The organism is Streptomyces nodosus (assembly GCF_008704995.1).
Taxonomy (GTDB): domain Bacteria; phylum Actinomycetota; class Actinomycetes; order Streptomycetales; family Streptomycetaceae; genus Streptomyces; species Streptomyces nodosus.
The window spans coordinates 2,802,081-2,828,739 of sequence record NZ_CP023747.1; the positions used below are offsets into that span (position 1 = coordinate 2,802,081).

The following is a 26,659-nucleotide window of genomic DNA, read 5'->3' on the forward strand; positions in this document are numbered from 1 at the left end:
AGGGGTGGCGTTCGGGTGAATTGCCGGGCGTATCCGGTTCGGGAGTTGCTTCGGCCGTCTATTCCTCGTTTCACAGATGCAGGTCGTGCGGCGGGCTGTTCAAGTTGTGCCCGCTCGGCTTCTGCTGCCACAGGGGCACGACCGCACAGAAGGGAAACCACGTGAAGCACAAGAAGAGCGCTGCCGTTGTCGCCGGCGCCATCATGACCCTGGGAATGGCCGCCCCGGCCATGGCCGACTCCGGTGCCGAGGGCTCCGCGGTCAACTCTCCGGGTGTCCTGTCCGGGAATGTCATCCAGGTTCCGGTGCACATCCCCGTCAACGCGTGCGGCAACACCCTCAACGTCATCGCGCTGCTGAACCCCTCGTTCGGCAACGCGTGCGTGAACAGCTGACGCCATAGTCGCCACGGCTGATCTACACCGGCCGTCCGGCTGTGTCAGGGCCGGCCTTGGACTGCCCTTCACGAGGCACCAGGGCCGGCCTTCCCTCTTTTCCCACTACTACCAGCAGGAAGACAAGTAGATTGCGACAGACCCTGAGCAGGGGAATGGTCGCGGCAGCCGCCGCGACAGGTGTCCTGTCCCTGTGCGGCAGCCCGGTGTTCGCGGACTCGGGTGCCGAAGCCAGCACGGCCGGTTCTCCGGGCGTCCTGTCCGGCAACTCCGTGCAGATCCCTCTGCACGTCCCGGTCAACATCTGCGGCAACACGGTCGATGTGGTCGCCGCGTTGAACCCCGCGTTCGGCAACGCCTGCGGCAACGGCCGTACCGCGCCGGCTGCTCCTGCGGCTCCCGCGCCACCGGCCGTCACCGTCCCGGCGCAGTCCACGCCCGTCGACGGCTCCGGCACGGCCGAGGCCCCGAGGAGCCCCGTCGTGTCCCAGCACACGCCGGCCGCCCCGGTCCCCGTGCATCACCAGACGAGCCAGGGCACCCCGCAGTACCAGCAGCCGCACCTCGTCACGCCCGTGGTCGACGACGGGACGCAGGCGGAGTCGACGCCCGCCCTCGCCGAGACCGGCGGTGAGGGCATCCTCGCGGCCTCCGCGGTCAGCGTCGCCCTGCTGGCGGGCGGGCTCGTCCTGTACCGCCGGGGTCGGGTCGCGTCCCACCGGTGACGCATCGGGTGCCGGGCGCCCCGCGGCGCCCGGCGCCCCGCGCCCCGTGCGCACCTGTCTCTCCTTCGGTCCGCGGCCCGGGGGCGGCACCCACTCAGGGTGCCGCCCCCGGGCCGTTCCCGTACCCGGAGGGCGCTCCGGCCCGCCGGCATCGGGTACGGCCCGGAGCACTCCCGGAGGCGGCGCGCCACTCGGTGGGCCCGGCGCTCTTCATCACCTGTGTCACAAAGAACACACCTCTGTCACACATGTCTCGTGTACGCGGGTCTTCTGTCACACCCGGTTCACAGCCCCTGTCCGCCGCGCGAGGCCCTTCGTTGAGGGGGGCACAGGCTTTGTGATCGCCAGCGCGGCGCCCGGCTCCCCCTGACGGCCTCCCCCGGCCGCGTCCGTGGCGCGCGCGGGGAGGTATTGCTGATGACCGACCGCAGCCTCTGGTCGTACAAGGAGATCGCCGCACACATCCAGGTCCAGCCGGACACCGTGAGGTCCTATCGAAAACACGGGCTCCTCCCACCACCCGACCATGTGGAGGGAGGAAGACCCTTCTGGTACGCCGACACGGTCCGGACCTGGGTGGCGGCCCGGCCCGGAAACCGTGGTGGCCGGGGAGTGACCTGACCCGTCCGCCGCTTCCGCCGAGTGGCCCGCTCCGTCCGGAGCGGGCCACTCGGCCGTCGGCACGGCACACAGACACGGACGCGGCGCCGTCAGCTCCAGGGTTCGATCACCGTCACCCCCCGGCCGGGGGCCGTCCCCATGGCCGCCAGCGCCTCCGGGGCGGCGTCCAGGGGAATCGTGGACGTCACCAGGAGGTCAGGGCGCAGGGCGCCGGAGCGGACCAGTTCCATCATGGGCGGGTAGGTGTGGGCCGCCATGCCGTGGCTGCCGAGGATCTCCAGCTCCAACGCGACCGCCCGGGCCATGGGCACCGGGGTCGTGCCGGTGGGCGAGGGCAGCAGACCGACCTGGACATGGCGCCCGCGGCGGCGCAGGCCGTTCACCGAGGCGGCACAGGTCGCCGGGGAGCCGAGTGCGTCCAGGGAGACATGGGCGCCCCCGCCGGTCAGGGTCCGGACCGCCTCGGCCGTGTCCTCGGTGCCGGAGGCGTCCACGCAGGCGGCCGCCCCGAACGTGCGGGCGAGTTCCAGGGCCTGAGGGGAGACGTCCACGGCCACCACCCGCGCCCCGGCCGCCGCCGCGATCATCACCGCAGACAGGCCGACGCCTCCACAGCCATGGACGGCGAGCCACTCCCCCGCCGCCACCCTGCCCTGCTGGACGACCGCCCGGAAGGCCGTGGCGAACCGGCACCCCAGCCCCGCGGCGGTACCGAACGACATCTCCTCGGGCACCGTCACCAGGTTCACCTCCGCGTGCTCCAGGGCCACGTACTGGGCGAAGGACCCCCAGTGCGTGAAACCGGGCTGCGTCTGCCGCTCGCACACCTGCTGGTCGCCCGTCGCACAGGACGGGCAGCTGCCGCAGGCGCAGACGAACGGCGCGGTGACCCGGTCGCCGGGCCGATGGCGGGTCACCCGGGCGCCCACCGCCTCGACGACACCGGCGAGCTCGTGCCCGGGCACATGCGGAAGCACGATGTCCGGGTCATGGCCCATCCAGCCGTGCCAGTCGCTGCGGCACAGCCCCGTCGCCTCGACGCGCACCACGACCCCGTGCTCGGAAGGCGCCGGGTCCGGCACCTCCCGCACCTCGGCCGGCTGCCCGTACCGCTCGAACACCACCGCACGCATACGACCGCGCCCTTCCTCGATGTCCTGGTCCGGCTTCACCACGGAACGCTAACCGCATGCCGAAAACGGGAGCCATGAGGCCCGTGGGACCGTGGGGGCCGTAGGCGACTCCCGTGGGATCCGCCCCGAATCTCCTTGGATGAATACCCCCTAGGGGTATAGAGTCGTTCCCGTAAGCACCACACGCCTCCTCGAGGAGTAGAGAGATGACCGCCCAGACCGACACCCCGGGTTCCGTGACGACCGTCTACAAGGTGGTCGGGATGAGCTGCGGACACTGTGAAGGCGCCGTCTCCGGCGAGATCTCCGGGATCAGCGGCGTCAGCTCGGTCACCGCGGTCGCGTCCACGGGCGAGGTCACGGTGGTCTCCGCCGCCTCCCTCGACGACGAGACCGTGCGCGCCGCGGTCGACGAGGCGGGCTTCGAGCTCGTCGGCAAGGCCTGAAACGCCAGCATCTGTTCTCCGCACCGGGCCGTGCCGACCAGCTGATACTGGCTCCGCACGGCCCGGTCCACTGTCTGGAGTCCGGACATGACCACCACCAGCACCACCGCGCCCGCCCCCCTGGAGGGGACCGCGCTCTCCCGGGTCGAACTCGCGATCGGCGGGATGACCTGCGCCTCCTGCGCGGCCCGGGTCGAGAAGAAGCTCAATCGCCTGGACGGCGTCTCGGCCACGGTGAACTTCGCGACGGAGAAGGCGAAGATCTCCTACCCCGCCGGGATCGAGGTCGCCGATCTGATCGCCACCGTGGTGAAGACCGGCTACACCGCCGAGGAACCCCCGCCGCCCCGGCCCGAGCGGCCCGAGGAGGCCCCGGCGGCGGACGAGGACCCCGAGTCGGCCGCCCTGCGCAGCCGACTGACCGTCTCCGCCCTGCTCGCACTGCCCGTCGTACTGCTCGCGATGATCCCTGCCCTCCAGTTCGACAACTGGCAGTGGCTCTCCCTGACGCTGGCCGCGCCCGTCGTCGTCTGGGGCGGGCTGCCCTTCCACCGGGCCGCTCTCACCAATGCCCGGCACGGCGCGGCCACCATGGACACACTCGTCTCGGTCGGCACACTCGCCGCCTTCGGCTGGTCCCTGTGGGCGTTGTTCTGGGGCGACGCCGGGATGCCCGGCATGCGTCACGGTTTCGACCTCACGATCTCCCGGACGGACGGGGCGTCGGCCGTCTATCTCGAGGTGGCCGCCGGTGTGGTGGCGTTCATCCTGCTCGGCCGCTATCTGGAGGCGCGTTCCAAGCGGCGGGCGGGCGCGGCCCTGAAGGCGCTGCTCGAACTGGGCGCGAAGGACGTGGCGGTGCTGCGCCCCGAGGCGGCCGGCGGGGCCGTGCGCGAGGTGCGTGTCCCGGTGGCGCGGCTGGTCGTGGGCGACCGGTTCGTGGTGCGGCCCGGAGAGAAGATCGCCACGGACGGGATCGTGACCGAGGGCGTCTCGGCGATCGACGCATCGATGCTGACCGGGGAGTCGGTACCGGTCGATGTGACCGTCGGGGACTCCGTGACCGGGGCGACGGTGAACGCCGGGGGCCGGCTGGTGGTCGAGGCGACCCGGATCGGCGCGGACACCCAGCTGGCGCGGATGGCACGGCTGGTCGAGGACGCACAGAACGGCAAGGCCCAGGTGCAGCGCCTCGCCGACCGCATCTCGGGGATCTTCGTGCCCGTGGTGCTGCTGATCGCGCTCGGCACGTTCGGGGTGTGGCTCGGGGTCACCGGTGACACGGTCGCCGCCTTCACCGCGGCCGTCGCGGTGCTGATCATCGCCTGCCCGTGTGCGCTGGGCCTCGCCACCCCGACCGCGCTGATGGTCGGCACGGGCCGCGGCGCCCAGCTCGGCATCCTGATCAAGGGCCCGGAGGTGCTGGAGTCCACCCGGCGGGTCGACACGGTGGTCCTGGACAAGACCGGCACGGTCACCACCGGCCGGATGACCCTCCGGGAGGTGCACGCCGCCGAGGGCACCGCCGAGAAGGACGTTCTACGGCTCGCAGGCGCCCTGGAGCACGCCTCCGAGCATCCGATCGCCCGGGCGATCGCGGCGGGCGCGGAGGAGCGCACCGGCGGCCTTCCCGCGCCGGAGCACTTCGAGAACGCCCCGGGGGTGGGCGTGCGCGGGCGCGTGGAGGGCCATGAGGTCACGGTGGGCCGCTTCCCGGGCGCCCTCCCGGAGAACCTGGCCCGGGTGAAGGCCGAGGCCGAGGCAGAGGGGCGTACCGCCGTCGTGGTCGCCCGGGACGGCGAGGCCCTCGGTGTGCTGACCGTCGCCGACGCGGTCAAGGAGACCAGCGCGGAGGCCGTACGACAGCTGCGTGCGCTGGGACTGAGGCCGGTCCTGCTGACCGGGGACAACCGGGCGGTGGCGGAGGCGGTGGCCCGCGCGGTCGGCATCGACGCCGGCGATGTGATCGCCGAGGTGCTGCCCGAGGAGAAGGTCGGCGTCGTCCGGCGGCTGAGGGACGAGGGGCGCGTCGTCGCCATGGTCGGCGACGGCGTCAACGACGCGGCCGCACTGGCCACCGCCGATCTGGGGCTGGCCATGGGCACCGGCACGGACGCGGCGATCGAGGCGAGCGATCTGACGCTGGTGCGCGGGGATCTGCGGGTGGCCGCGGACGCGATCCGGCTGTCCCGGCGGACCCTCGCCACCATCAAGGGAAATCTGGTGTGGGCCTTCGGGTACAACGTGGCCGCGCTGCCGCTGGCCGCCGCCGGGCTCCTCAACCCGATGATCGCGGGCGCGGCGATGGCGTTCTCCTCGGTGTTCGTGGTAACGAACAGCCTTCGACTCCGGGCATTCTCCTGACGGAGAGGTGACAGTCCCTCTAGAGTCCAAGGCGTGCCTCACATAAGCTCTTCACAAGGCTCGCGCATCATCCTTACGCTGGGGCCTCGGTCGGCATATCGGGGCTCCTGCGCATCTTCAGGACATTCGCAGGAGACACAGATCACAATGTTGTGAACGTAACCAGCGGAAGGGTTCGTGAGTCTAAGTTGACGATGTCGGGAGCGTCTTGGGGGGCGCGAACGACATCTGGGGATGTCTTGGGGGACGTTCCCGGGAAACTGCGTTGCCGGGGCACGTACACCGGGGAGCTTTGAGCGGCCCTCCCGTCCGTGCGCGTCCCGGCAGACCGCACCGCAGTGATACGTCGAGTTCTGCTCGTTTTGCTCAACAGCGATTCAGGCGCTGTCCCGCAGACGCCCGGCCGGATCCCGTGGGGGGAATCCGCACCGGGACATGGGAAGGCGCCCTGCACGTCGGCCCGTGGGGGGACCGTCTGCAGGGCGCCTTCCGCTTTCTGTGCTTCCTTCTCGCGCCCTCGGGCCGCGGTACGCCCTCGGGCCGCGGCGCGGCTGCGCGCCGGGAACGCGCGAGGCGTACGCCGTACCAGGACGGCGTACGCCTCACCCACTGCTGCCGATCGGGTCAGCGCGCCTCGACCGGCACGAAGTCGCGCTCCACCACGCCCGTGTAGATCTGACGCGGACGGCCGATGCGGGAACCCGGCTCCTTGATCATCTCGTGCCACTGGGCGATCCAGCCCGGCAGCCGGCCGAGGGCGAACAGGACCGTGAACATCTCGGTCGGGAAGCCCATGGCGCGGTAGATCAGACCGGTGTAGAAGTCCACGTTCGGGTAGAGCTTGCGCTCGACGAAGTAGTCGTCGGACAGCGCGTGCTCCTCCAGCTTGAGGGCGATGTCGAGGAGCTCGTCCTCCTTGCCCAGGGCGGAGAGCACATCGTGCGCGGCGGCCTTGATGATCTTGGCGCGGGGGTCGAAGTTCTTGTAGACCCGGTGGCCGAAGCCCATCAGGCGGACGCCGTCCTCCTTGTTCTTCACCTTGCGGATGAAGGTGTCGACATCGCCGCCGGAGTTGCGGATGCCCTCCAGCATCTCCAGGACGGACTGGTTGGCGCCGCCGTGCAGGGGACCCCAGAGCGCGTTGATGCCGGCCGAGATCGAGGCGAACATGTTCGCCTGCGAGGAGCCCACCAGGCGGACCGTGGAGGTCGAACAGTTCTGCTCGTGGTCCGCGTGCAGGATCAGCAGCTTGTCGAGGGCGGCGACCACGACCGGGTCGAGGTCGTACTCCTGCGCGGGCACGGAGAAGGTCATCCGCAGGAAGTTCTCGACATAGCCGAGGTCGTTGCGCGGGTAGACGAAGGGGTGGCCGATCGACTTCTTGTAGGCGTACGCGGCGATCGTCGGCAGCTTGGCGAGCAGGCGGATGGTGGAGAGGTTGCGCTGCTTCTCGTCGAAGGGGTTGTGGCTGTCCTGGTAGAAGGTGGACAGCGCGGAGACGACCGAGGAGAGCATCGCCATCGGGTGCGCGTCCCGCGGGAAGCCCGTGTAGAAGTTCTTGACGTCCTCGTGCAGCAGGGTGTGCTGGGTGATCTCGTTCTTGAAGGTGGAGAGCTCGTCGACGGTGGGCAGCTCGCCGTTGATCAGCAGATAGGCGACCTCCACGAAGGTGGAGCGCTCGGCCAGCTGCTCGATCGGGTAGCCGCGGTAGCGGAGAATGCCCTGCTCACCGTCGAGGTAGGTGATGGCGGATTTATAGGCGGCGGTGTTTCCGTAGCCGCTGTCCAGGGTGACCAGACCGGTCTGGGCACGGAGCTTCCCGATGTCGAAGCCCTTGTCACCGACGGTGCTGTCGACCACCGGGTAGGTGTAGTCGTTACCGTCGTACCGCAGTACTACAGAGTTCTCGCTCACGTCTTCCCTCACCGACGTAGTGCCTCATCTTCGAGGTGCCCTGACTGTCTCTACCATCCCCCATTTGGCGCAGAAGAGTGCACTCGGGGTCGGCCAACGGGCTCATCGGCGGCACTGAGTGCCGCCAACCTGCTCATCCTGCCCGCCTTCGGGCGGTTCCGGAAGTGCTCTGTGACCTTCACGACTCATTTGATCGATCATTTTGGAGGAGGATCGGGCCGGTGTGCCGTCCTCAGCCGTCGAGGGGCCTCGGCGAGAGCCTGAAGTCCAGGGCCGTGCAACGCCGGCCCGCCGAGACCGAACGCACCGCCTGTCCGATCGCCTTGCGCGATCCGACGAGGACGACCAGCTTCTTCGCGCGGGTGACCGCCGTGTAGAGCAGGTTCCGCTGGAGCATCATCCAGGCTCCGGTGGTCACCGGGACGACCACCGCCGGATACTCGCTGCCCTGGGAGCGGTGGATGGTCACCGCGTAGGCGTGCGCCAGCTCGTCCAGTTCGTCGAAGTCGTAGGGGACCTCCTCGTCCTCGTCCGTCAGCACGGTCAGGCGCTGGTCGACCGGGTCCAGCGAGGTGACCACGCCGACGGTGCCGTTGAAGACGCCGTTCTCCCCCTTCTCGTAGTTGTTGCGGATCTGGGTGACCTTGTCGCCGACCCGGAAGACCCGGCCGCCGAAGCGCTTCTCGGGCAGGTCGGGGCGGGCGGGGGTGATCGCCTGCTGGAGCAGTCCGTTGAGGGTGCCCGCACCGGCGGGCCCCCGGTGCATGGGCGCCAGCACCTGGATGTCCCGGCGCGGGTCAAGGCCGAAGCGGGCCGGGATCCGCCGTGCCGCCACGTCCACGGTGAGCCGGCCGGCCGCCTCGGTGTCGTCCTCGACGAAGAGGAAGAAGTCCTTGAGGCCGTCGGTGAGGGGGTGCTGCCCGGAGTTGATCCGGTGTGCGTTGGTGACCACGCCGGACTGCTGGGCCTGGCGGAAGACACGGGTGAGACGGACGGCGGGGACGGGGCCGCCGTCGGCGAGCAGATCCCTGAGGACCTCCCCCGCGCCCACGCTGGGCAGTTGGTCGACATCGCCGACGAAGAGCAGATGGGCGCCCGGCGGTACGGCCTTCACCAGCTTGTTGGCGAGCAGCAGATCGAGCATGGACGCCTCGTCGACGACGATCAGATCGGCGTCCAGCGGGCGGTCCCGGTCGTAGGCCGCGTCGCCGCCGGGTTTCAGCTCCAGCAGCCGGTGGACGGTGGAGGCCTCGGCGCCGGTCAGCTCGGAGAGCCGCTTGGCGGCCCGTCCGGTGGGCGCGGCCAGCACGACCTTCGCCTTCCTGGCGCGGGCCAGCTCCACGATCGAGCGCACCGTGAAGGACTTGCCGCAGCCGGGGCCGCCGGTCAGCACGGCGACCTTCTCGGTCAGCGCCAGCTTGACGGCGGCCTCCTGCTCGGGGGCGAGGTCGGCGCCGGTGCGGCCCTTGAGCCAGCCCAGCGCCTTGTCCCAGACGACGGAGCGGAACGAGGGCATCCGGTCCTCCTCCGTCCGCAGCAGCCGCAACAGCTGGGCGGAGAGGGACAGTTCGGCACGGTGGAAGGGCACCAGATAGAGGGCGGTGACCGGGCCCGAGCCGCCGTCGGGACCGGGCACCTTCTCCCGTACGACGCCGGGGTCACCGCCGTCCTCCGGGGGCGTCGCCAGCTCGGCCAGGCATTCGATGACCAGGCCGGTGTCCACCTGGAGCAGCTTGACGGCGTCCGCGATCAGCCGCTCCTCGGGCAGAAAGCAGTGCCCCTGGTCGGTGGACTGGGACAGCGCGTACTGCAGCCCCGCCTTGACCCGCTCCGGGCTGTCGTGCGGGATCCCCACGGATTGGGCGATCTTGTCGGCGGTCAGAAAGCCGATGCCCCAGACATCGGAGGCGAGCCGGTACGGCTGGTTCTTCACCACGGAGATCGAGGCGTCCCCGTACTTCTTGTAGATCCGCACGGCGATGGAGGTGGAGACCTCGACGGTCTGGAGGAAGAGCATCACTTCTTTGATCGCCTTCTGTTCCTCCCAGGCGTCGGCGATCTTCTTGGTCCGCTTGGGACCGAGCCCCGGGACCTCGATGAGCCGCCCGGTCTCCTCCTCGATGATCCTCAGGGTGTCGAGGCCGAAGTGCTGGGTGATGCGGTCGGCGAAGACGGGTCCGATGCCCTTGACCAGGCCGGAGCCCAGATAGCGACGGATGCCCTGGACGGTGGCGGGCAGCAGGGTCGTGTAGTTCTCGACGGTGAACTGCTTGCCGTACTGAGGGTGGGACCCCCAACGCCCCTCCATCCGCAGGGACTCGCCGACCTGCGCGCCGAGCAGCGCGCCGACGACCGTGAGCAGATCGGCGGCGCCTCTGCCGGTGTCGACGCGGGCGACCGTCCAGCCGTTCTCCTCGTTCGCGTAGGTGATGCGCTCCAACACGCCTTCCAGCACGGCCGGGCGCCGCTCCCCGCCGCCCGACTGCTCCGCCCGGGCCGCCTCCTTGTTCATGCCCCGACGCTACCGCCGGGGTGTGACGGACGGGGGCGGGTGGGGGGGCCGGGGGGCGGGCACGCGCGGGTGCCCACCGCTCCCGAGCGGACGGGATGTCAGCCGCCCTTCCCTCACCACGCCTTCGACGGCGGACCGCCGCCGTCCCGCCCCGGACGGACGACGGAGCACGCCGGACGGGCAACGGGGCACGCCGGACCGAGACCTGGGTCACAGGGGTCACAATCCGGTCTCGGTGTCGCCGGACTCTTGATTCACCCTCGTGTAATCGTTTCCAATCCTCCGTGACAGTTCGTGTAAACGATTCCATCGAGTCGCGAACACACCCAAAGGTCCACAAGGAGGTGGTCCAGGCGATGGCGAGCATCAAGGACGTCGCCGCCGAGGCGGGCGTCTCCGTCGCCACGGTGTCGCGCGTCCTGAACGACCACCCGTCGGTCAGCGCGGACGCGCGTACCCGGGTGCTGGCCGCCGTGAAGGCGCTGGGCTACCGCCCGAACGCCGTCGCCCGGTCCCTGCGCACCGACCAGACCCGCACCCTCGGGCTGGTCATCAGCGATGTGCTGAATCCCTACTTCACCCATCTGGCCCGCTCCGTGGAGGAGCAGGCCCGCGCCCTCGGCTACAGCGTGATCATCGGCAATGCCGACGAGCGGCCCGATCTCCAGGACCACCATGTGCGGACCCTGCTGGACCGGCGGATCGACGGACTGCTGGTCTCGCCGACCGACGGCGGCTCGCCGCTCATGCTGGACGCGGTGCGCTCCGGGACGCCCATGGTCTTCGTCGACCGGTGGATCCCGGGTGTCGACGTACCCGTGGTGCGGTCCGACGGACAGGCGGCGGTGCACGACCTCGTCACCCATCTGCACGGGCTCGGCCACCGCCGGCTCGCGATCATCGCGGGTCCCGCGACGACCACCACCGGGCAGGAGCGTGTCGAGGCCTTCCGCCGGGCCCTGGGCGCGTACGGGCTTCCCCTCCCGGACGCCTGCATCGGCCAGGGCGACTTCCAGGCCGAGAGCGGACGCCGGGCCACCGAGCGGTTCCTGGACCTGGCCGAGCCGCCCGAGGTGGTGTTCGCCGCCGACAACCTGATGGCGCTCGGCGCGCTGGACGCGATCCGCGCGCGCGGGCTGCGGGTCCCGGACGACATCGCGCTCGCCGCGTTCGACGACATCCCGTGGTTCGTGCACACCGATCCGCCGATCACCGCGATAGCCCAGCCCACCGGCGAACTGGGGCGCGCCGCCGTGCGCGCACTGGTCGACCGCATCGAGGGACGGCCCCCCGCGTCCGTCACCCTCCCCGCCCGTCTCGTGGTGCGCCGCTCGTGCGGCGAGCCCGCTCCCAGGGAGCGCGTCGCGTTCCGCGAGCCCTCCGCTCTCCAGGAGCCTCTCCGGGAGCCCCCGGCCCCCAGGGAGCCGTCCCCCGTCATGAACAGGAGCCAGTCATGAGCGACCCGGACGAGTTGCTGCGCATCGAAGGCATACGCAAGACCTTCCCCGGTGTGGTCGCGCTCGACGGCGTCGACTTCGATCTGCGTCGGGGCGAGGTGCATGTGCTGCTCGGTGAGAACGGCGCGGGCAAGAGCACCCTCATCAAGATGCTCTCCGGCGCCTACCGGCCCGACGCCGGACGGATCCTGGTCGGCGGCGAGGAGGTGCGGATCAACGGGGCGCAGGACTCCGAGCGCCTCGGGATCGCCACCATCTACCAGGAGTTCAACCTCGTTCCCGATCTGACCGTCGCCGAGAACATCTTCCTCGGCCGGCAGCCACGCCGGCTGGGGATGATCGACCGCAGGAAGATGGAGGCCGACGCCGCCGGGCTGCTGGAACGCGTCGGCGTGCGGGTCTCGCCCCGGGCGCGGGTGCGGGAACTCGGCATCGCACGGCTCCAGATGGTCGAGATCGCCAAGGCGCTGAGCCTGGACGCGCGGGTGCTCATCATGGACGAGCCCACGGCCGTGCTCACCTCGGAGGAGGTCGAGCGGCTCTTCGCCATCGTGCGCTCACTGCGCGAGGACGGCGTCGGGGTCGTGTTCATCACGCACCATCTGGACGAGATCGCGGCGCTCGGCGACCGGGTGACCGTCATCCGCGACGGCCGGAGCGTCGGGCAGGTCCCGGCCGCCACGCCCGAGGAGGAGCTGGTGCGCCTGATGGTGGGGCGCTCGATCGAGCAGCAGTACCCACGCGAACGGGCGGACGCGGGCGCCGCGTTGCTCACCGTCGAGGGGCTCACCCGGGACGGGGTCTTCCACGATGTGTCCTTCGAGGTGCGGGCCGGTGAGGTCGTCGGCGTCGCCGGGCTCGTCGGGGCCGGCCGTACGGAGGTGGTCCGGGCCGTGTTCGGGGCCGACCCCTACGACAAGGGCACCGTGCGGGTCTCGGGCGCGGAGGTGCGGCGGCACGATGTGAACGCCGCCATGCACGCCGGAATCGGACTGGTGCCCGAGGACCGCAAGGGCCAGGGGCTCGTCCTGGACGCCTCCGTCGAGGAGAACCTGGGCCTGGTGACCCTGCGGGCCGCGACCCACGGCGGTCTGGTCGACCGCAGGGGGCAGCGGGCCGCCGCGGCCCGGGTCGCCGAGCGGCTGGGCGTGCGGATGGCCGGGCTCGGCCAGCAGGTGCGCACCCTCTCCGGCGGCAACCAGCAGAAGGTCGTCATCGGCAAGTGGCTGCTCGCGGACACCAAGGTGCTCATCCTCGACGAGCCGACGCGCGGCATCGACGTCGGCGCCAAGGTCGAGATCTACCAACTCGTCAACGAACTCACGGCCGCCGGCGCCGCCGTGCTGATGATCTCCAGCGATCTGCCCGAGGTGCTCGGCATGAGCGACCGGGTCCTGGTGATGGCCCAGGGCCGGATCGCGGGCGAGCTGAGCGCCGCCGAGGCGACCCAGGACTCCGTGATGGCACTGGCCGTCTCCACACCCACCACTTCTGTCAACGGAACGGAGGCCACCCGTGGCCACTGACACGCTCAAGGGCCGGGCGGGCGCCGGCAGCGCCGCGGGGGTACGCCGGCTCCTGCTCGACAACGGCGCGCTCACCGCGCTGATCGTCCTCGTCATCGCCATGTCGGCGCTGTCCGGCGACTTCCTGACCACGGACAACCTGCTCAACATCGGCGTCCAGGCGGCGGTGACCGCCATCCTCGCCTTCGGTGTCACCTTTGTGATCGTCTCGGCGGGCATCGATCTGTCGGTGGGTTCGGTGGCGGCGCTGTCGGCCACGGTCCTCGCCTGGAGCGCGACCTCGGCGGGCGTACCGGTCGTGCTCGCCGTGCTGCTGTCGATCGCCACCGGCCTGGCCTGCGGTCTGGTCAACGGCATCCTGATCTCGTACGGGAAGCTGCCGCCGTTCATCGCGACCCTCGCCATGCTGTCGGTGGGCCGCGGTCTGTCGCTGGTGATCTCGCAGGGCTCCCCGATCGCCTTCCCCGACTCGATCTCGCACCTCGGTGACACCCTCGGCGGCTGGCTGCCCGTGCCGGTGCTGGTGATGGTCGTGGTGGGTCTGATCACCGCCTTCGTCCTGGGCCGTACCTACATCGGCCGTTCGATGTACGCGATCGGCGGCAACGAGGAGGCCGCGCGCCTCTCCGGTCTGCGGGTGAAGCGGCAGAAGCTCGCGATCTACGCGCTGTCCGGTCTGTTCGCCGCGGCCGCGGGCATCGTGCTCGCCGCGCGGCTGTCGTCGGCACAGCCGCAGGCCGCCAACGGCTATGAGCTGGACGCGATCGCGGCGGTCGTCATCGGCGGCGCCTCCCTGGCGGGCGGCACCGGCAAGGCGTCCGGCACCCTGATCGGCGCGCTGATCCTGGCGGTGCTGCGCAACGGTCTCAACCTCCTCTCGGTGTCGGCCTTCTGGCAGCAGGTCGTGATCGGTGTGGTGATCGCCCTGGCGGTGCTGCTGGACACGGTGCGGCGCAAGGCGGGGGCCACCCCGGTGGCCGCCGGCACCTCTCCGGGCGGCAAGGGCAGGCAGACGGTGACCTATCTGCTGGCCGCCGTGGTCGCGGCGGCCGTGGTGGGCGGGGTCTCCCTGCTGCACGGCGGCTCCTCGGCCACCACGCAGAAGGTCGGTCTGTCGCTCTCCACCCTCAACAACCCGTTCTTCGTGCAGATCAAGTCCGGTGCGCAGGCGGAGGCGAAGAGGCTGGGCGTGGAGCTGACCGTCACGGACGCGCAGAACGACGCCTCGCAGCAGGCCAACCAGTTGCAGAACTTCACCAGCTCGGGCCTGGGTTCGATCATCGTCAACCCGGTGGACTCGGATGCCGCGGGCCCGGCGGTGCGGGCCGCGAACAAGGCCGGGATACCGGTGGTGGGCGTGGACCGCGCCGTCAACAAGGCGCAGACGGTCGCGCTGGTCGCCTCCGACAACGTCGAGGGCGGCAGGCTGGCCGCGCAGGCGCTCGCCGAGAAGCTGGGCGGCAAGGGCCGGATCGTGATCCTCCAGGGCCAGGCGGGCACCTCCGCCAGCCGTGAGCGCGGGGCCGGCTTCGCCGAGGGTCTCAAGGCTTACCCGGGCATCCAGGTCCTGGCCAAGCAGCCGGCCGACTTCGACCGGACCAAGGGCCTCGATGTGATGACCAACCTGCTCCAGGCGCACCCGGACGTCCAGGGCGTCTTCGCCGAGAACGACGAGATGGCGCTCGGCGCGGTCAAGGCGCTGGGCTCCAAGGCCGGCACCTCGGTCCAGGTCGTCGGCTTCGACGGCGAGCCTGACGGACTGGCCGCGGTCAAGGCGGGCACGCTGTACGCCTCGGTGGCGCAGCAGCCGAGCCAGCTGGGGCGGATCGCGGTCGACAATGCGCTGCGGGCCGCCGAGGGCAAGAAGGTCGACGACACGGTGAAGGTTCCGGTGAAGGTGGTCACCAAGCAGAACGTGGCCGGGTTCACCGGCTGACCCGCGCGCCGGGCCTCGTCGTCGCAGGTATCCGCGGAATCCACGGGGTTCCATGAGGGTCCGCGGGGTTCCATGAGGGCCCACGGGGATCCAGAGGGTCCATGAGGATCCGTAGGGAGACAGTTCATGTACGACTACGACCTGCTGGTCGTGGGGTCGGCCAACGCCGATCTGGTCGTCCGGGTCGAGCGCCGGCCCGCGGCCGGGGAGACCGTGCTCGGCTCCGACCTGGTGGTCCACCCGGGCGGCAAGGGCGCGAACCAGGCCGTGGCCGCCGCCCGGCTCGGGGCCCGTACGGCGCTGCTGGCCCGCGTCGGCGACGACGGGCACGGGGAGCTGCTGCTCCGGTCGCAGCGCGCGGCCGGCGTCGACACGACCGGGGTCCTGGCCGGCGGGGCGCCCACCGGGGTCGCACTGATCACGGTGGACCCCTCGGGGGACAACAGCATCGTGGTCTCGCCCGGGGCCAACGCCCGGCTCACCCCCGAGGACGTACGGGCCGCCAGCGGTCTGCTGGGCTCCTCCCGGGTGGTGTCGGCGCAGCTGGAGATCCCGCTGGAGACGGTCGTGGAGGTGGTACGGAACCTGCCGTCCGGCACCCGCTTCGTGCTGAACCCGTCGCCGCCGCGGCCGCTGCCCGCCGAGCTGCTCGCGGCGTGCGACCCGCTGATCGTCAATGAGCACGAGGCGCGGGTCATCGCGGGCGGGAAGCCGGACGGTTCGCCCGAGGACCGGGCGGCGGCGCTGCTGGCCCTCGGTCCCCGTTCGGTCGTGGTGACGCTGGGCGCGGAGGGCGCGCTGGTGGCGACCGGGGAGACCATGACCCGGGTGCCGTCCGTGAAGGTGGACGCGGTGGACACCACCGGCGCGGGCGACGCGTTCACGGCGGCGCTGGCGTGGCGGCTCGGCACGGGCTCGTCGCTGCCGGAGGCGGCGGCGTTCGCGGCGCGGGTGGGCGCGGCGGCGGTGACCCGCCCCGGAGCCCAGGAGTCCTACCCGACCGCCGAGGAGGTCGGGGCGCTGTGAAGCGGTCCGGCATCCTGAACCGTCATCTGGCGGGCGCCCTGGCCGAGTTGGGGCACGGGGACACGGTGCTGGTGTGCGATGCGGGCATGCCGATCCCGGCCGGGCCCCGGGTGGTGGACCTGGCGTTCCGCGCGGGGGTGCCGGCCTTCGCCGAGGTGCTCGACGGTCTGCTGGACGAACTGGTGGTGGAGGGCGCCACGGCGGCGCGGGAGGTACGCGGCGCGAACCCGGAGGCGTCGGCCCTGCTGGACGCCCGCTTCCCTGATCTCGCGCTGATACCCCATGAGCGGCTGAAGGAGCTGGCGGCGGGCGCACGCCTGGTCGTCCGCACCGGCGAGGCCCGCCCGTACGCCAATGTGCTGCTGCGCTGCGGGGTGTTCTTCTAGCCGCTCCCATCGAGCGGGACGGAAATAATTCGAGGGGGCCCCGTCTTCCGACCGGGCCCCCTCGTGCTTCCCCCTCCGTCAGCGCCCCGTAGATCCCCCCGGATCCCCCCAGGGGCGCTGACACCCAGTACGACAGGCCGGGCGGGGAAAGGGTTGTACGACTCTTCAAGATTTTTTTCGGGCGGGCTTTCGGGCGGGCTGCCGGCTATCCGGCATGCTCCACGAAGCGCCGTGCCGTCTCGGTCAGGACCTCGCGGCCGTCCCGGGCCCACAGTGCCTCGTTGAAGAGTTCGACCTCGATCGGCCCGGTGTACCCGGCCGCCTCCACGTACCCCTTCCACTCACGCATGTCGACCGAGCCGTCGCCGAGCTGGCCGCGCCCGTTCAGCACGCCCTCGGGCAGCGGGGTGGTCCAGTCGGCGAGCTGGAAGGTGTGGATACGGCCCTGGGCACCGGCCCTGGCGATCTGCGCGGGCGCCTGGTCGTCCCACCAGATGTGGTACGTGTCGACGGTGACCCCGACCTGCTCGGCGGGGAACCGCTCGGCCAGGTCCAGGGCCTGGGTCAGGGTGGAGACCACACAGCGGTCGGACGCGAACATCGGGTGCAGCGGCTCGATCGCCAGGCGGACACCGTGCTCGGCCGCGTACGGGCCGAGCACGGCGAGGGCGTCCGCGATGCGCTCGCGCGCCCCGTGGAGGTCCTTGCTGCCGGCCGGGAGCCCGCCGGAGACCAGGACCAGGGTGTCCGTGCCGAGGGTGGCGGCCTCCTCCACGGCGGCCCGGTTGTCGTCCAGGGCCCTCGCCCGCTCGCCGGGGTCGATCGCGGTGAGGAAGCCGCCCCGGCACAGGGTGGTGACGGCAAGCCCCGCGCCCCGCACCAGCTCGGCGGCGGCCGCGACTCCGTACTGCCGCACCGGCTCGCGCCACAGGCCCACGCCGGGCACACCCAGCTCCAGGCAGGCGTCGACCAGTTCCGGGAGGGAGAGCTGTTTCACCGTCATCTGGTTGATGGAGAAACGCCTCAGTGAGTCGTTCATGCGTTCACCCCGTACAGGGACAGCAGGGTCCTCATCCTGGTCTCCGCCCGCTCCGGATCGGGGAACAGGCCGAGCCCGTCGGCGAGTTCGTAGGCCCGGGCGAAGTGCGGCAGCGAGCGGGCCGACTGGAGGCCGCCCACCATGGTGAAGTGCTCCTGGTGGCCCGCGAGCCAGGCCAAGAAGACCACGCCCGTCTTGTAGAAGCGGGTCGGCGGCTGGAAGAGGTGGCGGGAGAGCTCCACCGTCGGGTCCAGGACCTCCCGGAAGCCCTTCACATCGCCCGTGTCCAGGACCCGTACCGCGTGCGCGGCCAGCGGTCCCAGGGGGTCGAAGATGCCCAGCAGCGCATGGCTGAAGCCCTGTTCGTCGCCCGCGATCAGCTCCGGGTAGTGGAAGTCGTCGCCCGTGTAGCAGCGCACGCCCTGCGGGAGACGGCGGCGCAGATCGACCTCCCGCTGCGCGTCCAGCAGCGAGATCTTCACCCCGTCCACCTTGTCCGGGTGCGCCGCGATGACCTCCAGGAAGACCTCCGTGGCCGCGTCCAGGTCGGACGAACCCCAGTAGCCCTCCAGCGCCGGGTCGAACATCGGGCCGAGCCAGTGCAGGATCACCGGGTCGGCGGCCTGGCGCAGCAGATGGCCGTAGATCTCCAGATAGTCCCCGGGGTCCTCGGCGGTGGCGGCGAGGGCGCGGGAGGCCATCAGGATCGCCTGGGCGCCCGCCTCCTCGACCACGGCGAGCTGTTCCTCGTAGGCCGCGCGGATCTCGGTGAGGGAACCGGTGGCGAGCTGGTCGGTGCCGACGCCGCAGGCGATCCGGCCGCCCACGGCACGGGCCTCGGCCGCGGACCGGCGGATCAGCTCCGCCGCGCCCGCCCAGTCCAGGCCCATCCCACGCTGGGCGGTGTCCATGGCCTCGGCGACCCCCAGCCCCTGCGCCCACAGATGGCGGCGGAAGGCGAGCGTGGCGTCCCAGTCGACGGCGGCGGGCGAGTCGGGGGACACATCCGCGAAGGGGTCGGCGACCACATGCGCCGCCGAGAAGACCGTACGGGAGGCGAAGGGGGTGCCGGTGGTGAGGGCGAGGGGTGCGCGGCGCGGCTCGTACGTCCTCAGCCGGCCGTCGGCGTCCGGGAGTCGGATGGTCACAGGGAGATCTCCGGTACCTCGATGCGGCGGCCCTCGGCCGAGGACCTCAGGCCCAGTTCGGCGAGCTGGACGCCACGGGCGCCGGCCAGCAGGTCCCAGTGGTAGGGGGCGTCGGCGTACACATGACGCAGGAACAGCTCCCACTGGGCCTTGAAGCCGTTGTCGAACTCGCCGTTGTCGGGCACCTCCTGCCACTGGTCGCGGAAGGACTCGGTGACGGGGATGTCCGGGTTCCATACGGGCTTGGGGGTGGCCGACCGGTGCTGGGCCCGGCAGCCGCGCAGTCCGGCGACGGCCGATCCCTCCGTGCCGTCCACCTGGAACTCGACGAGTTCGTCGCGGTTGACCCGCACCGCCCAGGAGGAGTTGATCTGGGCGATCGCGCCGCCCTCCAGCTCGAAGACGCCATAGGCGGCGTCGTCGGCCGTGGCGTCGTACGGCTTGCCGTTCTCGTCCCAGCGCTGCGGGATGTGGGTGGTGGCGAGCGCCTGCACGGAGGTGACCCGGCCGAACAGCTCGTGGAGCACGTACTCCCAGTGCGGGAACATGTCGACGACGATGCCGCCGCCGTCCTCGGCGCGGTAGTTCCAGGAGGGCCGCTGGGCGGACTGCCAGTCGCCCTCGAAGACCCAGTAGCCGAACTCGCCGCGGACGGACAGGATCCGGCCGAAGAAGCCGCCGTCGATCAGCCGCTTCAGCTTCAGCAGACCCGGCAGGAAGATCTTGTCCTGGACGACGCCGTGCTTGATGCCCTTCTCCTGGGCGAGCCGGGCCAGTTCGAGGGCGCCCTCGAGCCCCGTGGCCGTGGGCTTCTCGGTGTAGATGTGCTTGCCCGCCGCGATGGCCTTCTTGATCGCTTCCTCGCGGGCCGAGGTGACCTGGGCGTCGAAGTAGAGGTCGACCTCGGGGGCGGCGAGGACCGCGTCCAGGTCCGTCGACCAGTGCTGAAGCCCGTGCTGCTCGGCGAGCGCCGCCAGGGCGTGCTCGCGGCGGCCCACCAGGACCGGCTCGGGCCACAGCACGGTGCCGTCACCCAGGTCGAGGCCGCCCTGTTCGCGGATGGCCAGGATGGAGCGGACGAGGTGCTGGCGGTAGCCCATGCGTCCCGTCACGCCGTTCATGGCGATACGCACCGTCTTGCGTGTCACGTCGTTCCCTTCGTACGCGTCCCGCGCCGCGTACGCTCCCCGGTGAGCGTGACAGCAAGCGCTTTCTATACGGAAAGACGCTAGCCTCTGTCCGGGGGATCGGACAAGAGCGCGCGGCGGGCGAACCACACGTGTCCGTCCTGCGGGGCGCGCGTTGTCCGGGTACGGCGTGACACGGGGCGACCCGGTGGCACGGGGCCGTGCGACCGTGCGGTTCCCTCGCCCCGGAAGGGCGAGCACGGCCAGTACGACGGGTACGACCAGACGCGCGACCGGAGGACGACGATGACGGTGACCCTGGCGGACGTGGCGGCGCGCGCGCAGGTGTCGCCCGCCACCGTGTCGCGGGTGCTGAACGGCAACTACCCGGTGGCGGCGTCCACCCGGGAGCGGGTGCTGCGCGCCGTGGACGAGCTGGACTATGTCCTCAACGGCCCGGCGAGCGCGCTCGCGGCGGCCACCTCCGACCTGGTCGGGATCCTGGTGAACGATGTCGCCGACCCGTTCTTCGGCATCATGGCGAGCGCCATCCAGTCGGAGATCGGCGGCCCCGGGGGACGCGCGGGGGGCGAACGGCTCGCCGTGGTCTGCAACACGGGGGGCTCACCGGAGCGGGAGCTGACCTATCTGACGCTGTTGCAGCGACAGCGGGCGGCGGCCGTGGTGCTGACCGGTGGCGCGGTGGAGAACGGCGCGCACGCGGAGGCGATGGGCGCGAAACTGCGCAAGCTCGGCGCGGCGGGGACCCGGGTGGTCCTGTGCGGACGGCCGCCCGCGCCCGATGCGGTCGCCCTGGCCTTCGACAACCACGGCGGCGGACAACGCCTCACCGAACATCTCATCGAGCTCGGGCATCGCCGGCTCGGGTACATCGCCGGCCCCGAGGAGCGTACGACGACCCGGCACCGGCTGGAGGGGCACCGGGAGGCCCTGGCCGCCGCGGGCGTCAAGGACGACCCCCGGCTGACGGTGCACGGCCGCTACGACCGCCGCGCCGGCTATGAGGCCACGCTGGAACTGCTGCGCCGGGACCCCTCCCTGACGGCGATCGTGGCGGCCAACGACACGGTGGCGCTGGGTGCCTGCGCGGCACTGCGGGACTCGGGGCTGCGCATCCCCGAGGACGTGTCGGTCGCAGGATTCGACGACCTCCCCTTCGCGATCGACGCGGTACCCGCGCTGACGACGGTGCGCCTGCCGCTGTCGGAGGCCGGCGCCCGGGCCGGCCGGATCGCCATGGGCCGCGAGGAACCACCGCCGGGCGGGATCGCGACGGTACCGGGCGAACTGATGGTCCGCGGGTCGACGGGGGCGCCGCGGGCGTAGGGGCTGACGGCCGGGGTCCCGTTCTTCGGCACCGGGCCCCCGGGCGCGGGTGTGGGCTCGCGCGAGGAGCCGTCTCGACCGCCTCCCGCGGGCACCCGGCGACCGTCGTAGGACAGTTCGGAGGCATGCCCACCACGACGGGCGAAGGTTACGGCTGCTGTCCCCCGGTCCGTCGCACACCGGCGCGAGGACCGGCCGGGCGCCCGGCTTCGGCCCCGGTCTACATCTGCTCGCCGGACTGCCGGCCGGCTTCGTGTTCGCCCACGCTGACCAGTCCTGTCTCATAGGCGACGATGACGGCCTGGACACGGTCACGGAGTCCGAGCTTGGCGAGGATGCGGGCGACATGGGTCTTGACGGTCGCCTCGGCCAGGTGGAGACGGCCCGCGAGTTCGGCGTTGCTCAGTCCTCGGGCCAGCAGGCCGAGGACCTCCAGTTCGCGCGGTGTGAGCGCGGCGAGGTCCCGGTGCAGAGCGGCGGTGTCGCTGCCGTGCCGGGCGAACCTCCGCACCAGGCGGCGGGTGATCGCGGGCGCGAGGAGGGCGTCGCCGGTGCGGACCGTGCGGACGGCCGCGGCCAGTTGCTCGGGAGTGACGTCCTTGAGGAGGAAGCCGCTGGCCCCGGCGGACAGGGCCGCGTAGACATACCGGTCGAGGTCGAAGGTGGTCAGGACGATGACGCGGGGTTCGCCGGGGGCGCCGGTGAGAATGCGGCGGGTGGCCTCCAGACCGTCCATCTCCGGCATCCGGATGTCCATCAGGACCACATCGGGACGTACCCGGCGGACCGCTTCGACCGCCTCGGCCCCGTTGGTCGCCTCAGCGACGACATCGATGCCGTCGGCGCCGAGGATCATCCGGAATCCGGTGCGGACCAGGGTCTGGTCGTCGGCCAGCAGCACACGCGGCGGCTGCTCGGTCACGGTGCCTCCAGAGGGATCAGCGCTTCCACACGGTAGCCGCCCCTCAGGCGTCGGCCGGTGTCCAGGGTTCCGTCGTAGACGGCGAGGCGCTCGCGCAGACCGATCAGGCCCCGGCCGTTTCCGGTGGCCGCGCCCGCGCCCGGGCGTCCACCGGTGTCCGTGACCTCCACCCGGAGCCGTTCCGGCCCGTATTCGACCGTCACCGAGGCGGTGGCGCCGGACGCGTGCTTCACGGTGTTGGTGAGGGCCTCCTGGACCACGCGGTAGACCGCGAGCTCGATGCCGGAAGGGATCTCGCGGGGCGGGCCGGTCACGGTCAGCTCGACCGGCAGCCCGGCGTCCCGTACTCGTCCCACGAGCCTGTCCAACTGGTCCAGGCCCGGCTGCGGGGCCAGTTCCAGGCCCCCGTCGGCCAGTTCCTCGGCCCCGCCCGTCGGCTCGCCCTCGCCGGTCATGGTGAGCAGGCCCATGACGTGCCGCAGTTCGGTCATGGCTGCCCGACCGCCCGCCTCGACGGCGAGCAGGGCCTCACCGGCCTGCTCGGGGGCGGTCTTCATGATCTTGCGGGCGGCGCCCGCCTGAATGACCATCACGCTGACGTTGTGCGTGACGACATCGTGCAGTTCGCGAGCGATTCTCGCGCGCTCGTGCTCGACCGCCCGGCGCAGTGCCTCGGCCTGTTCACGTTCCAGAGCGGAGAGCCGGGTCCGGCCCTCGTCGGACCGGTGTTTCCAGGTGCGCAGCCCGAGGGCGGCCACGGCCATCGGGACCAGGATCAGCAGGGCGACATATTCGTTGGGGATGATCGGTGTCACCGGGTTCCCCGAGGTGCCGACCAGGACGACCGACACCAGCAGCGCCGCCAGGGTCCCCAGCCGGTACGGGCTGTACACGGCGGCGCTGTAGACGGCGATGACGAAAGCGTAGAAGGTCAGCCGGAGGACGCTCTGCGGGGTCGCCAGTGTCGCGGCCGTCACGATGCACAGCACGGCGAGCGGGAAGCGGCGGCGCAGCGCCAGGGCACCCGAGGCGACGACCGCGAGGGTCACCATGAAGGCCATGCCGCCGGGGCCGGACGGGCGCGGCAGGGTGTACTCCACACCGGGTGCGATCTCACGCACCACGACGACGTCCACGTTGTCGATGCCGTAATAGACGGTGCTGATGCCCAGGACCAGCGCCACCAGCCCGTCGAACTGCCGGGCGCGACGCCTGAGCCGCGGCGGCGGACCGGTGGCGAACCTGGCGTCGCGGACCGCCTCACGGGCCAGGACCCGCAACCGCTCCGGCGTCGTACGCGCGTTCATCACCGGCTCATTGTCGCCGTCGCCCGGACTCTCGAAGTCCGCCTCGGCGGTCGGTTCCCGCCGCCCGGCATCCCTCGGACGACTACATCGCAGGGATGACGTTCCGGCAGATCATCCCGATGCGGTACGGCAAGGGGGTCGGGCGGGCGACGCGCGGAGGCCGGGCGCGCTCCTAGCCTCCGAGGGGCCTGATGACCGCGTCCGAGGAGCCCTTCCATGACCGTACCCGTGATCGAACTGCGCGAGGTGAGCCGCCGATACGACGACGGCCCGCCCGCCCTGCACAAGGCGTCGCTGACCGTGCGGCCCGGCGAGGCCGTCGCGATCCTCGGCCCCTCCGGCAGCGGCAAGTCCACGCTGCTCAATCTGATCGCGGGCCTGGACCGGCCGGACACGGGGAACGTCACCGTGGACGGGGTGCGGGTGGATCAGCTGGGCGAGGCCGGATCAGCGCTCTACCGACGGTCGAAGATCGGCATGGTCTTCCAGTTCTTCAACCTGCTCGACGATCTGACCGTCGCCGACAACGTCGCGCTGCCCGCGCGGCTGGCGGGTACGGCACGTGCCGAGGCTGACCGCCGGGCGGCGGAACTCCTGGAGAACCTCGGCATCGGCCGGCACGCCCGCGCCTTTCCGGGGCGGCTGTCCGGCGGCGAGCGGCAGCGGGTCGCGGTGGCCCGGGCGTTGATGAACCGGCCGCCGCTGCTCCTGGCCGACGAGCCGACCGGGGCCCTGGACACGGCCGCGGGGCAGGACGTCAGCAGGCTGCTCACCGACCTCAACGCCGAGGGCCAGACCATCGTCGTGGTCACCCACGACCTGGCCCTGGCCCGGTCCTGCACGAACCGCACGGTCCGGATCGCCGACGGCCGGATCATCGAAGACGTCCGGTCGGGGGCCGTCGCCCCGGAGGCCGTCCGATGAGCGCGCTCGGCACGGTGGTGCGCTCGGGGGTGGGACGACGCCGTGTGCAGACGCTGGTGATCGGGCTCGCCACGATGATGGCGGTGGCCGCCTCCGTCCTCGGCGGATCGCTGCTGGCGGTCTCCGGCGCGCCCTTCGACGACGCCTTCGCCGAGCAGCACGGCGCGCACCTGTCCGTCCAGTTCGACGCGGGCAAGGTCGGTGCCGGGCAGCTGTCGAGGTCCAAGGACGCCGAAGGGGTGAGCGATGCGGCCGGGCCGTTCCGTACGGCGACGGTCACCCCGCGGCCGGACGGGGCGAACCCCGGATGGCCGGTGACCGTGGTCGGCCGTTCCGGTCCCGGCCGGGACGTGGACGAGGTGGCGCTGCTCGACGGGCGGTGGCCCACGCGCCCCGGCGAGATCGTGCTGTCCGCCGACTCCTCGCTCGTCCCGGCCCTGGGCAGGAGACTCGCCTTCCCCGGCCTGCCCGGCGCTCCGACGCTGACGGTGGTCGGGGTGGCCCGCTCGGTCACCCGCACCGCCGACGCCTGGGTGGTTCCGTCCCAGATGCCGGCCCTCACCGCGCCCGGCGAGGGCGGGTACCAGATGCTCTACCGCTTCACCGAGGCGGACACCGCCGCGCGGATCACCGCCGGGGCGAGGGCGGTGACGGAAGCCCTGCCACCGGGAACGGCCGTGGGCCGGCAGTCCTGGCTCACCGTCAAGAAGACCGCCGAGCGCGACACCGCACCCTATGTGCCGTTCCTCATCGCGTTCGGCGTCCTGGGCCTGGTCATGTCGGTGCTCATCGTCGGCAATGTCATCGCGTCGGCCGTCGGCACGGGAACGCGCCGCATCGGCGTCCTCAAGGCCGTCGGATTCACCCCGGCCCAGGTCGTGCGGGCCTATGTGGGCCAGGCGTTGGTCCCGGCCGCCGTCGGCACCGCCCTCGGTGTCCTCGTCGGCCATCTGCTCGCCGTCCCCGTACTGGCCGAGACCGAGGAGGTCTACGGCACCTCGTCCCTGGCCGTCACCCCCTGGGTCGACCTGGCGGTGATCGCCGGGGTGCTCGGCCTGGTGGCGGCGACCGCGTGGGCGAGTGCCTGGCGCGGCGGGCGGCTGCGTACGGTCGACGCGCTCGCCGTCGGGCGCGGCGCTTCGGCGGGGCGCGGCCGGTGGGCGGCTCGCCTGGCCGGACGGCTGCCGTTGCCCCAGCCGGTCGCGCTGGGCCTGGCCCGGCCCTTCGCGCGGCCCGCCCGCGCGCTGGCCATGGGCACAGCGGTCCTGTTCGGCACGGTCGCCGTCACCTTCACCGTGGGGATGGGCGCCTCGCTCGGCCAGGTGATGAAGGCCAGGGCCCATGACGTCGCCGATGTCACCGTGCCCGCGCCCCCGCCGGACCTCGGCCTCCGAGGCCCCGGCCTCCGGAAGGGGCCCACAACCGATCCTGCCGCGGTCGCCGCGGCCGTCGAGACCGCCGCCGGAACCGGGGAGCACTACGGCGCCGCGAAGGTACGGGCGACCGTGTCCGGCCTGACCGGCACCGTCGACGTGATCGCCTTCACCGGCGACGCCTCCTGGGGCGGCTACACCATGGTGTCGGGCCGCTGGATCGACAAGCCCGGCGAGGCCGTGGTCCCCACCCCCTTCCTGGCCGCCACCGGCACCCGCCTCGGTGACACCGTCACCCTGAACGGCCTGGCCGAACCGGTCACGGTCCGGATCGTCGGCGAGGTCCTCGACCCCCGCCACGACGGCATGCAGGTCTTCACCGACGCCTCGACCCTCATGGCCGCGCATCCCGACCTGACGGAGACGAGCCATCACATCGCGGTCAGGCCGGGCACCGGTGTCTCCGACTACGTCGACGCGCTGAACAGGGATCTGGCACCGCTGGGGGTCGCTGCTCGGGCCGGCGGGCCCGACGCCGGCGGCGACATGGTCGTCACCCTCGACGCGCTGTCCGTGCTCCTCACGCTGATGCTCGTCGCCGTCGCCGCGCTCGGCGTGCTCAACGGCGTGCTGCTCGACACCCGCGAGCGCGTCCGGGAGCTCGGCGTCCACAAGGCACTCGGCATGACTCCCCGGCAGACCGTCGCGATGGTCGTCACCTCGGTCGTCGTGACCGGACTGGTCGCGGGCACCCTGGGCGTGCCGCTCGGCGTGGCCCTGCACGGCTGGGTCGTCCCCGCGATGGGGGAGGGCGTGGGGCTGCGTCTCCCCGGTTCCGTCATCGCGGTCTACCACGCGGCGGAGCTGCTCCCGCTCGCACTCGGCGGGCTGCTCATCGCCGTCCTGGGTGCGCTCCTGCCCGCCGGCTGGGCCGCCCGGACCCGGACCGCCACGGCCCTGCGCACCGAATAGGAGGTCGGGTTCGAAGCCCCTGCCGCCTCCTGAGGACCGTCCGGCCGATTCCGGTCCTG

General features: G+C 71.7%; 21 protein-coding genes. 13 read left to right on the forward strand and 8 right to left on the reverse strand.

The window, feature by feature from the left end:
- Positions 1-203: 203 nt before the first annotated feature.
- The 3 genes from CP978_RS12710 to CP978_RS12720 all read left to right on the forward strand — a co-directional run bounded on the left by CP978_RS12710 (position 204) and on the right by CP978_RS12720 (position 1,741).
- Entirely contained in the window at positions 204-395 is a 192-nt protein-coding gene (locus CP978_RS12710; protein ID WP_079162515.1) for a chaplin, read from the forward strand.
- Positions 396-526: 131 nt separating this feature from the next.
- Complete coding sequence (locus tag CP978_RS12715; protein ID WP_043440313.1) at positions 527-1,120, forward strand: chaplin; 594 nt, start codon at positions 527-529, stop codon at positions 1,118-1,120.
- 417 nt (positions 1,121-1,537) lie between these two features.
- Positions 1,538-1,741, forward strand: coding sequence for a helix-turn-helix transcriptional regulator (locus tag CP978_RS12720; protein ID WP_043440315.1), 204 nt, complete (start codon positions 1,538-1,540; stop codon positions 1,739-1,741).
- 89 nt (positions 1,742-1,830) lie between these two features.
- Here CP978_RS12720 and CP978_RS12725 read toward each other — a convergent pair whose 3' ends face one another.
- A complete protein-coding gene (locus CP978_RS12725; protein ID WP_043440316.1) occupies positions 1,831-2,874 on the reverse strand; it encodes a zinc-dependent alcohol dehydrogenase family protein in 1,044 nt (347 codons plus the stop codon).
- A gap of 206 nt (positions 2,875-3,080) precedes the next feature.
- On the opposite strand from CP978_RS12725, the gene CP978_RS12730 reads away from it, so the two are divergent.
- Positions 3,081-3,320 (forward strand): heavy-metal-associated domain-containing protein, encoded by a 240-nt coding sequence (locus CP978_RS12730; protein ID WP_043440317.1) that lies wholly within the window; start codon positions 3,081-3,083, stop codon positions 3,318-3,320.
- 87 nt (positions 3,321-3,407) lie between these two features.
- Positions 3,408-5,684 carry a heavy metal translocating P-type ATPase gene (locus CP978_RS12735; RefSeq protein WP_043440319.1) on the forward strand — a complete coding sequence of 759 codons (2,277 nt, stop codon included), beginning with the start codon at positions 3,408-3,410 and terminating at the stop codon, positions 5,682-5,684.
- A 624-nt stretch (positions 5,685-6,308) separates the two neighbouring features.
- On the opposite strand, the gene CP978_RS12740 is transcribed toward CP978_RS12735, so the two are convergent.
- On the reverse strand, positions 6,309-7,598 hold the full coding sequence (locus CP978_RS12740; RefSeq protein ID WP_043440320.1) for a citrate synthase: 1,290 nt from the start codon (positions 7,596-7,598) through the stop codon (positions 6,309-6,311).
- A gap of 232 nt (positions 7,599-7,830) precedes the next feature.
- Positions 7,831-10,110, reverse strand: a complete 2,280-nt coding sequence (recD2, locus tag CP978_RS12745; protein WP_043440321.1) for an SF1B family DNA helicase RecD2 — start codon at positions 10,108-10,110, stop codon at positions 7,831-7,833.
- Positions 10,111-10,466: 356 nt separating this feature from the next.
- Here recD2 and CP978_RS12750 point away from each other — a divergent pair, with 356 nt between their 5' ends.
- From CP978_RS12750 to rbsD, 5 genes are all read left to right on the forward strand, one after another.
- On the forward strand, positions 10,467-11,567 hold the full coding sequence (locus CP978_RS12750) for a LacI family DNA-binding transcriptional regulator (protein ID WP_043440323.1): 1,101 nt from the start codon (positions 10,467-10,469) through the stop codon (positions 11,565-11,567).
- Entirely contained in the window at positions 11,564-13,093 is a 1,530-nt protein-coding gene (locus tag CP978_RS12755) for a sugar ABC transporter ATP-binding protein (protein ID WP_043440324.1), read from the forward strand. Before CP978_RS12750 ends, CP978_RS12755 begins: the two co-directional genes overlap by 4 nt.
- The gene (locus CP978_RS12760) at positions 13,083-15,029 is read left to right on the forward strand and encodes an ABC transporter permease/substrate-binding protein (protein WP_043440325.1); all 1,947 of its coding nucleotides are present in this window, start codon (positions 13,083-13,085) and stop codon (positions 15,027-15,029) included. The genes CP978_RS12755 and CP978_RS12760 overlap by 11 nt, the downstream gene beginning before the upstream one ends.
- A gap of 126 nt (positions 15,030-15,155) precedes the next feature.
- The gene (locus tag CP978_RS12765; protein ID WP_043440326.1) at positions 15,156-16,055 is read left to right on the forward strand and encodes a ribokinase; all 900 of its coding nucleotides are present in this window, start codon (positions 15,156-15,158) and stop codon (positions 16,053-16,055) included.
- Positions 16,052-16,441, forward strand: coding sequence for a D-ribose pyranase (rbsD, locus tag CP978_RS12770; RefSeq protein WP_043440328.1), 390 nt, complete (start codon positions 16,052-16,054; stop codon positions 16,439-16,441). Before CP978_RS12765 ends, rbsD begins: the two co-directional genes overlap by 4 nt.
- 205 nt (positions 16,442-16,646) lie before the next feature.
- Here the strand turns inward: rbsD and CP978_RS12775 are convergent, their stop codons facing one another.
- Genes CP978_RS12775 through CP978_RS12785 form a run of 3 tightly spaced genes read right to left on the reverse strand, consistent with a single transcriptional unit; the run spans position 16,647 to position 19,776 of the window.
- A complete protein-coding gene (locus CP978_RS12775) occupies positions 16,647-17,480 on the reverse strand; it encodes a sugar phosphate isomerase/epimerase family protein (protein ID WP_043440330.1) in 834 nt (277 codons plus the stop codon).
- Positions 17,477-18,628: a dihydrodipicolinate synthase family protein gene (locus CP978_RS12780; protein ID WP_043440333.1), complete on the reverse strand. Its 1,152-nt coding sequence runs from the start codon at positions 18,626-18,628 to the stop codon at positions 17,477-17,479. The genes CP978_RS12775 and CP978_RS12780 overlap by 4 nt, the downstream gene beginning before the upstream one ends.
- Positions 18,625-19,776 carry a Gfo/Idh/MocA family protein gene (locus CP978_RS12785; RefSeq protein ID WP_043440336.1) on the reverse strand — a complete coding sequence of 384 codons (1,152 nt, stop codon included), beginning with the start codon at positions 19,774-19,776 and terminating at the stop codon, positions 18,625-18,627. The genes CP978_RS12780 and CP978_RS12785 overlap by 4 nt, the downstream gene beginning before the upstream one ends.
- Positions 19,777-20,061: 285 nt before the next feature.
- Here CP978_RS12785 and CP978_RS12790 point away from each other — a divergent pair, with 285 nt between their 5' ends.
- Positions 20,062-21,102, forward strand: coding sequence for a LacI family DNA-binding transcriptional regulator (locus CP978_RS12790; protein ID WP_043440338.1), 1,041 nt, complete (start codon positions 20,062-20,064; stop codon positions 21,100-21,102).
- Positions 21,103-21,322: 220 nt separating this feature from the next.
- Here CP978_RS12790 and CP978_RS12795 read toward each other — a convergent pair whose 3' ends face one another.
- Entirely contained in the window at positions 21,323-22,024 is a 702-nt protein-coding gene (locus tag CP978_RS12795; RefSeq protein WP_043440341.1) for a response regulator, read from the reverse strand.
- Positions 22,021-23,331: a sensor histidine kinase gene (locus tag CP978_RS12800; protein ID WP_052454097.1), complete on the reverse strand. Its 1,311-nt coding sequence runs from the start codon at positions 23,329-23,331 to the stop codon at positions 22,021-22,023. The genes CP978_RS12795 and CP978_RS12800 overlap by 4 nt, the downstream gene beginning before the upstream one ends.
- A gap of 216 nt (positions 23,332-23,547) precedes the next feature.
- On the opposite strand from CP978_RS12800, the gene CP978_RS12805 reads away from it, so the two are divergent.
- Complete coding sequence (locus CP978_RS12805) at positions 23,548-24,255, forward strand: ABC transporter ATP-binding protein (RefSeq protein WP_043440343.1); 708 nt, start codon at positions 23,548-23,550, stop codon at positions 24,253-24,255.
- Positions 24,252-26,600 (forward strand): ABC transporter permease, encoded by a 2,349-nt coding sequence (locus tag CP978_RS12810; protein ID WP_184750524.1) that lies wholly within the window; start codon positions 24,252-24,254, stop codon positions 26,598-26,600. The genes CP978_RS12805 and CP978_RS12810 overlap by 4 nt, the downstream gene beginning before the upstream one ends.
- Positions 26,601-26,659: the final 59 nt, after the last annotated feature.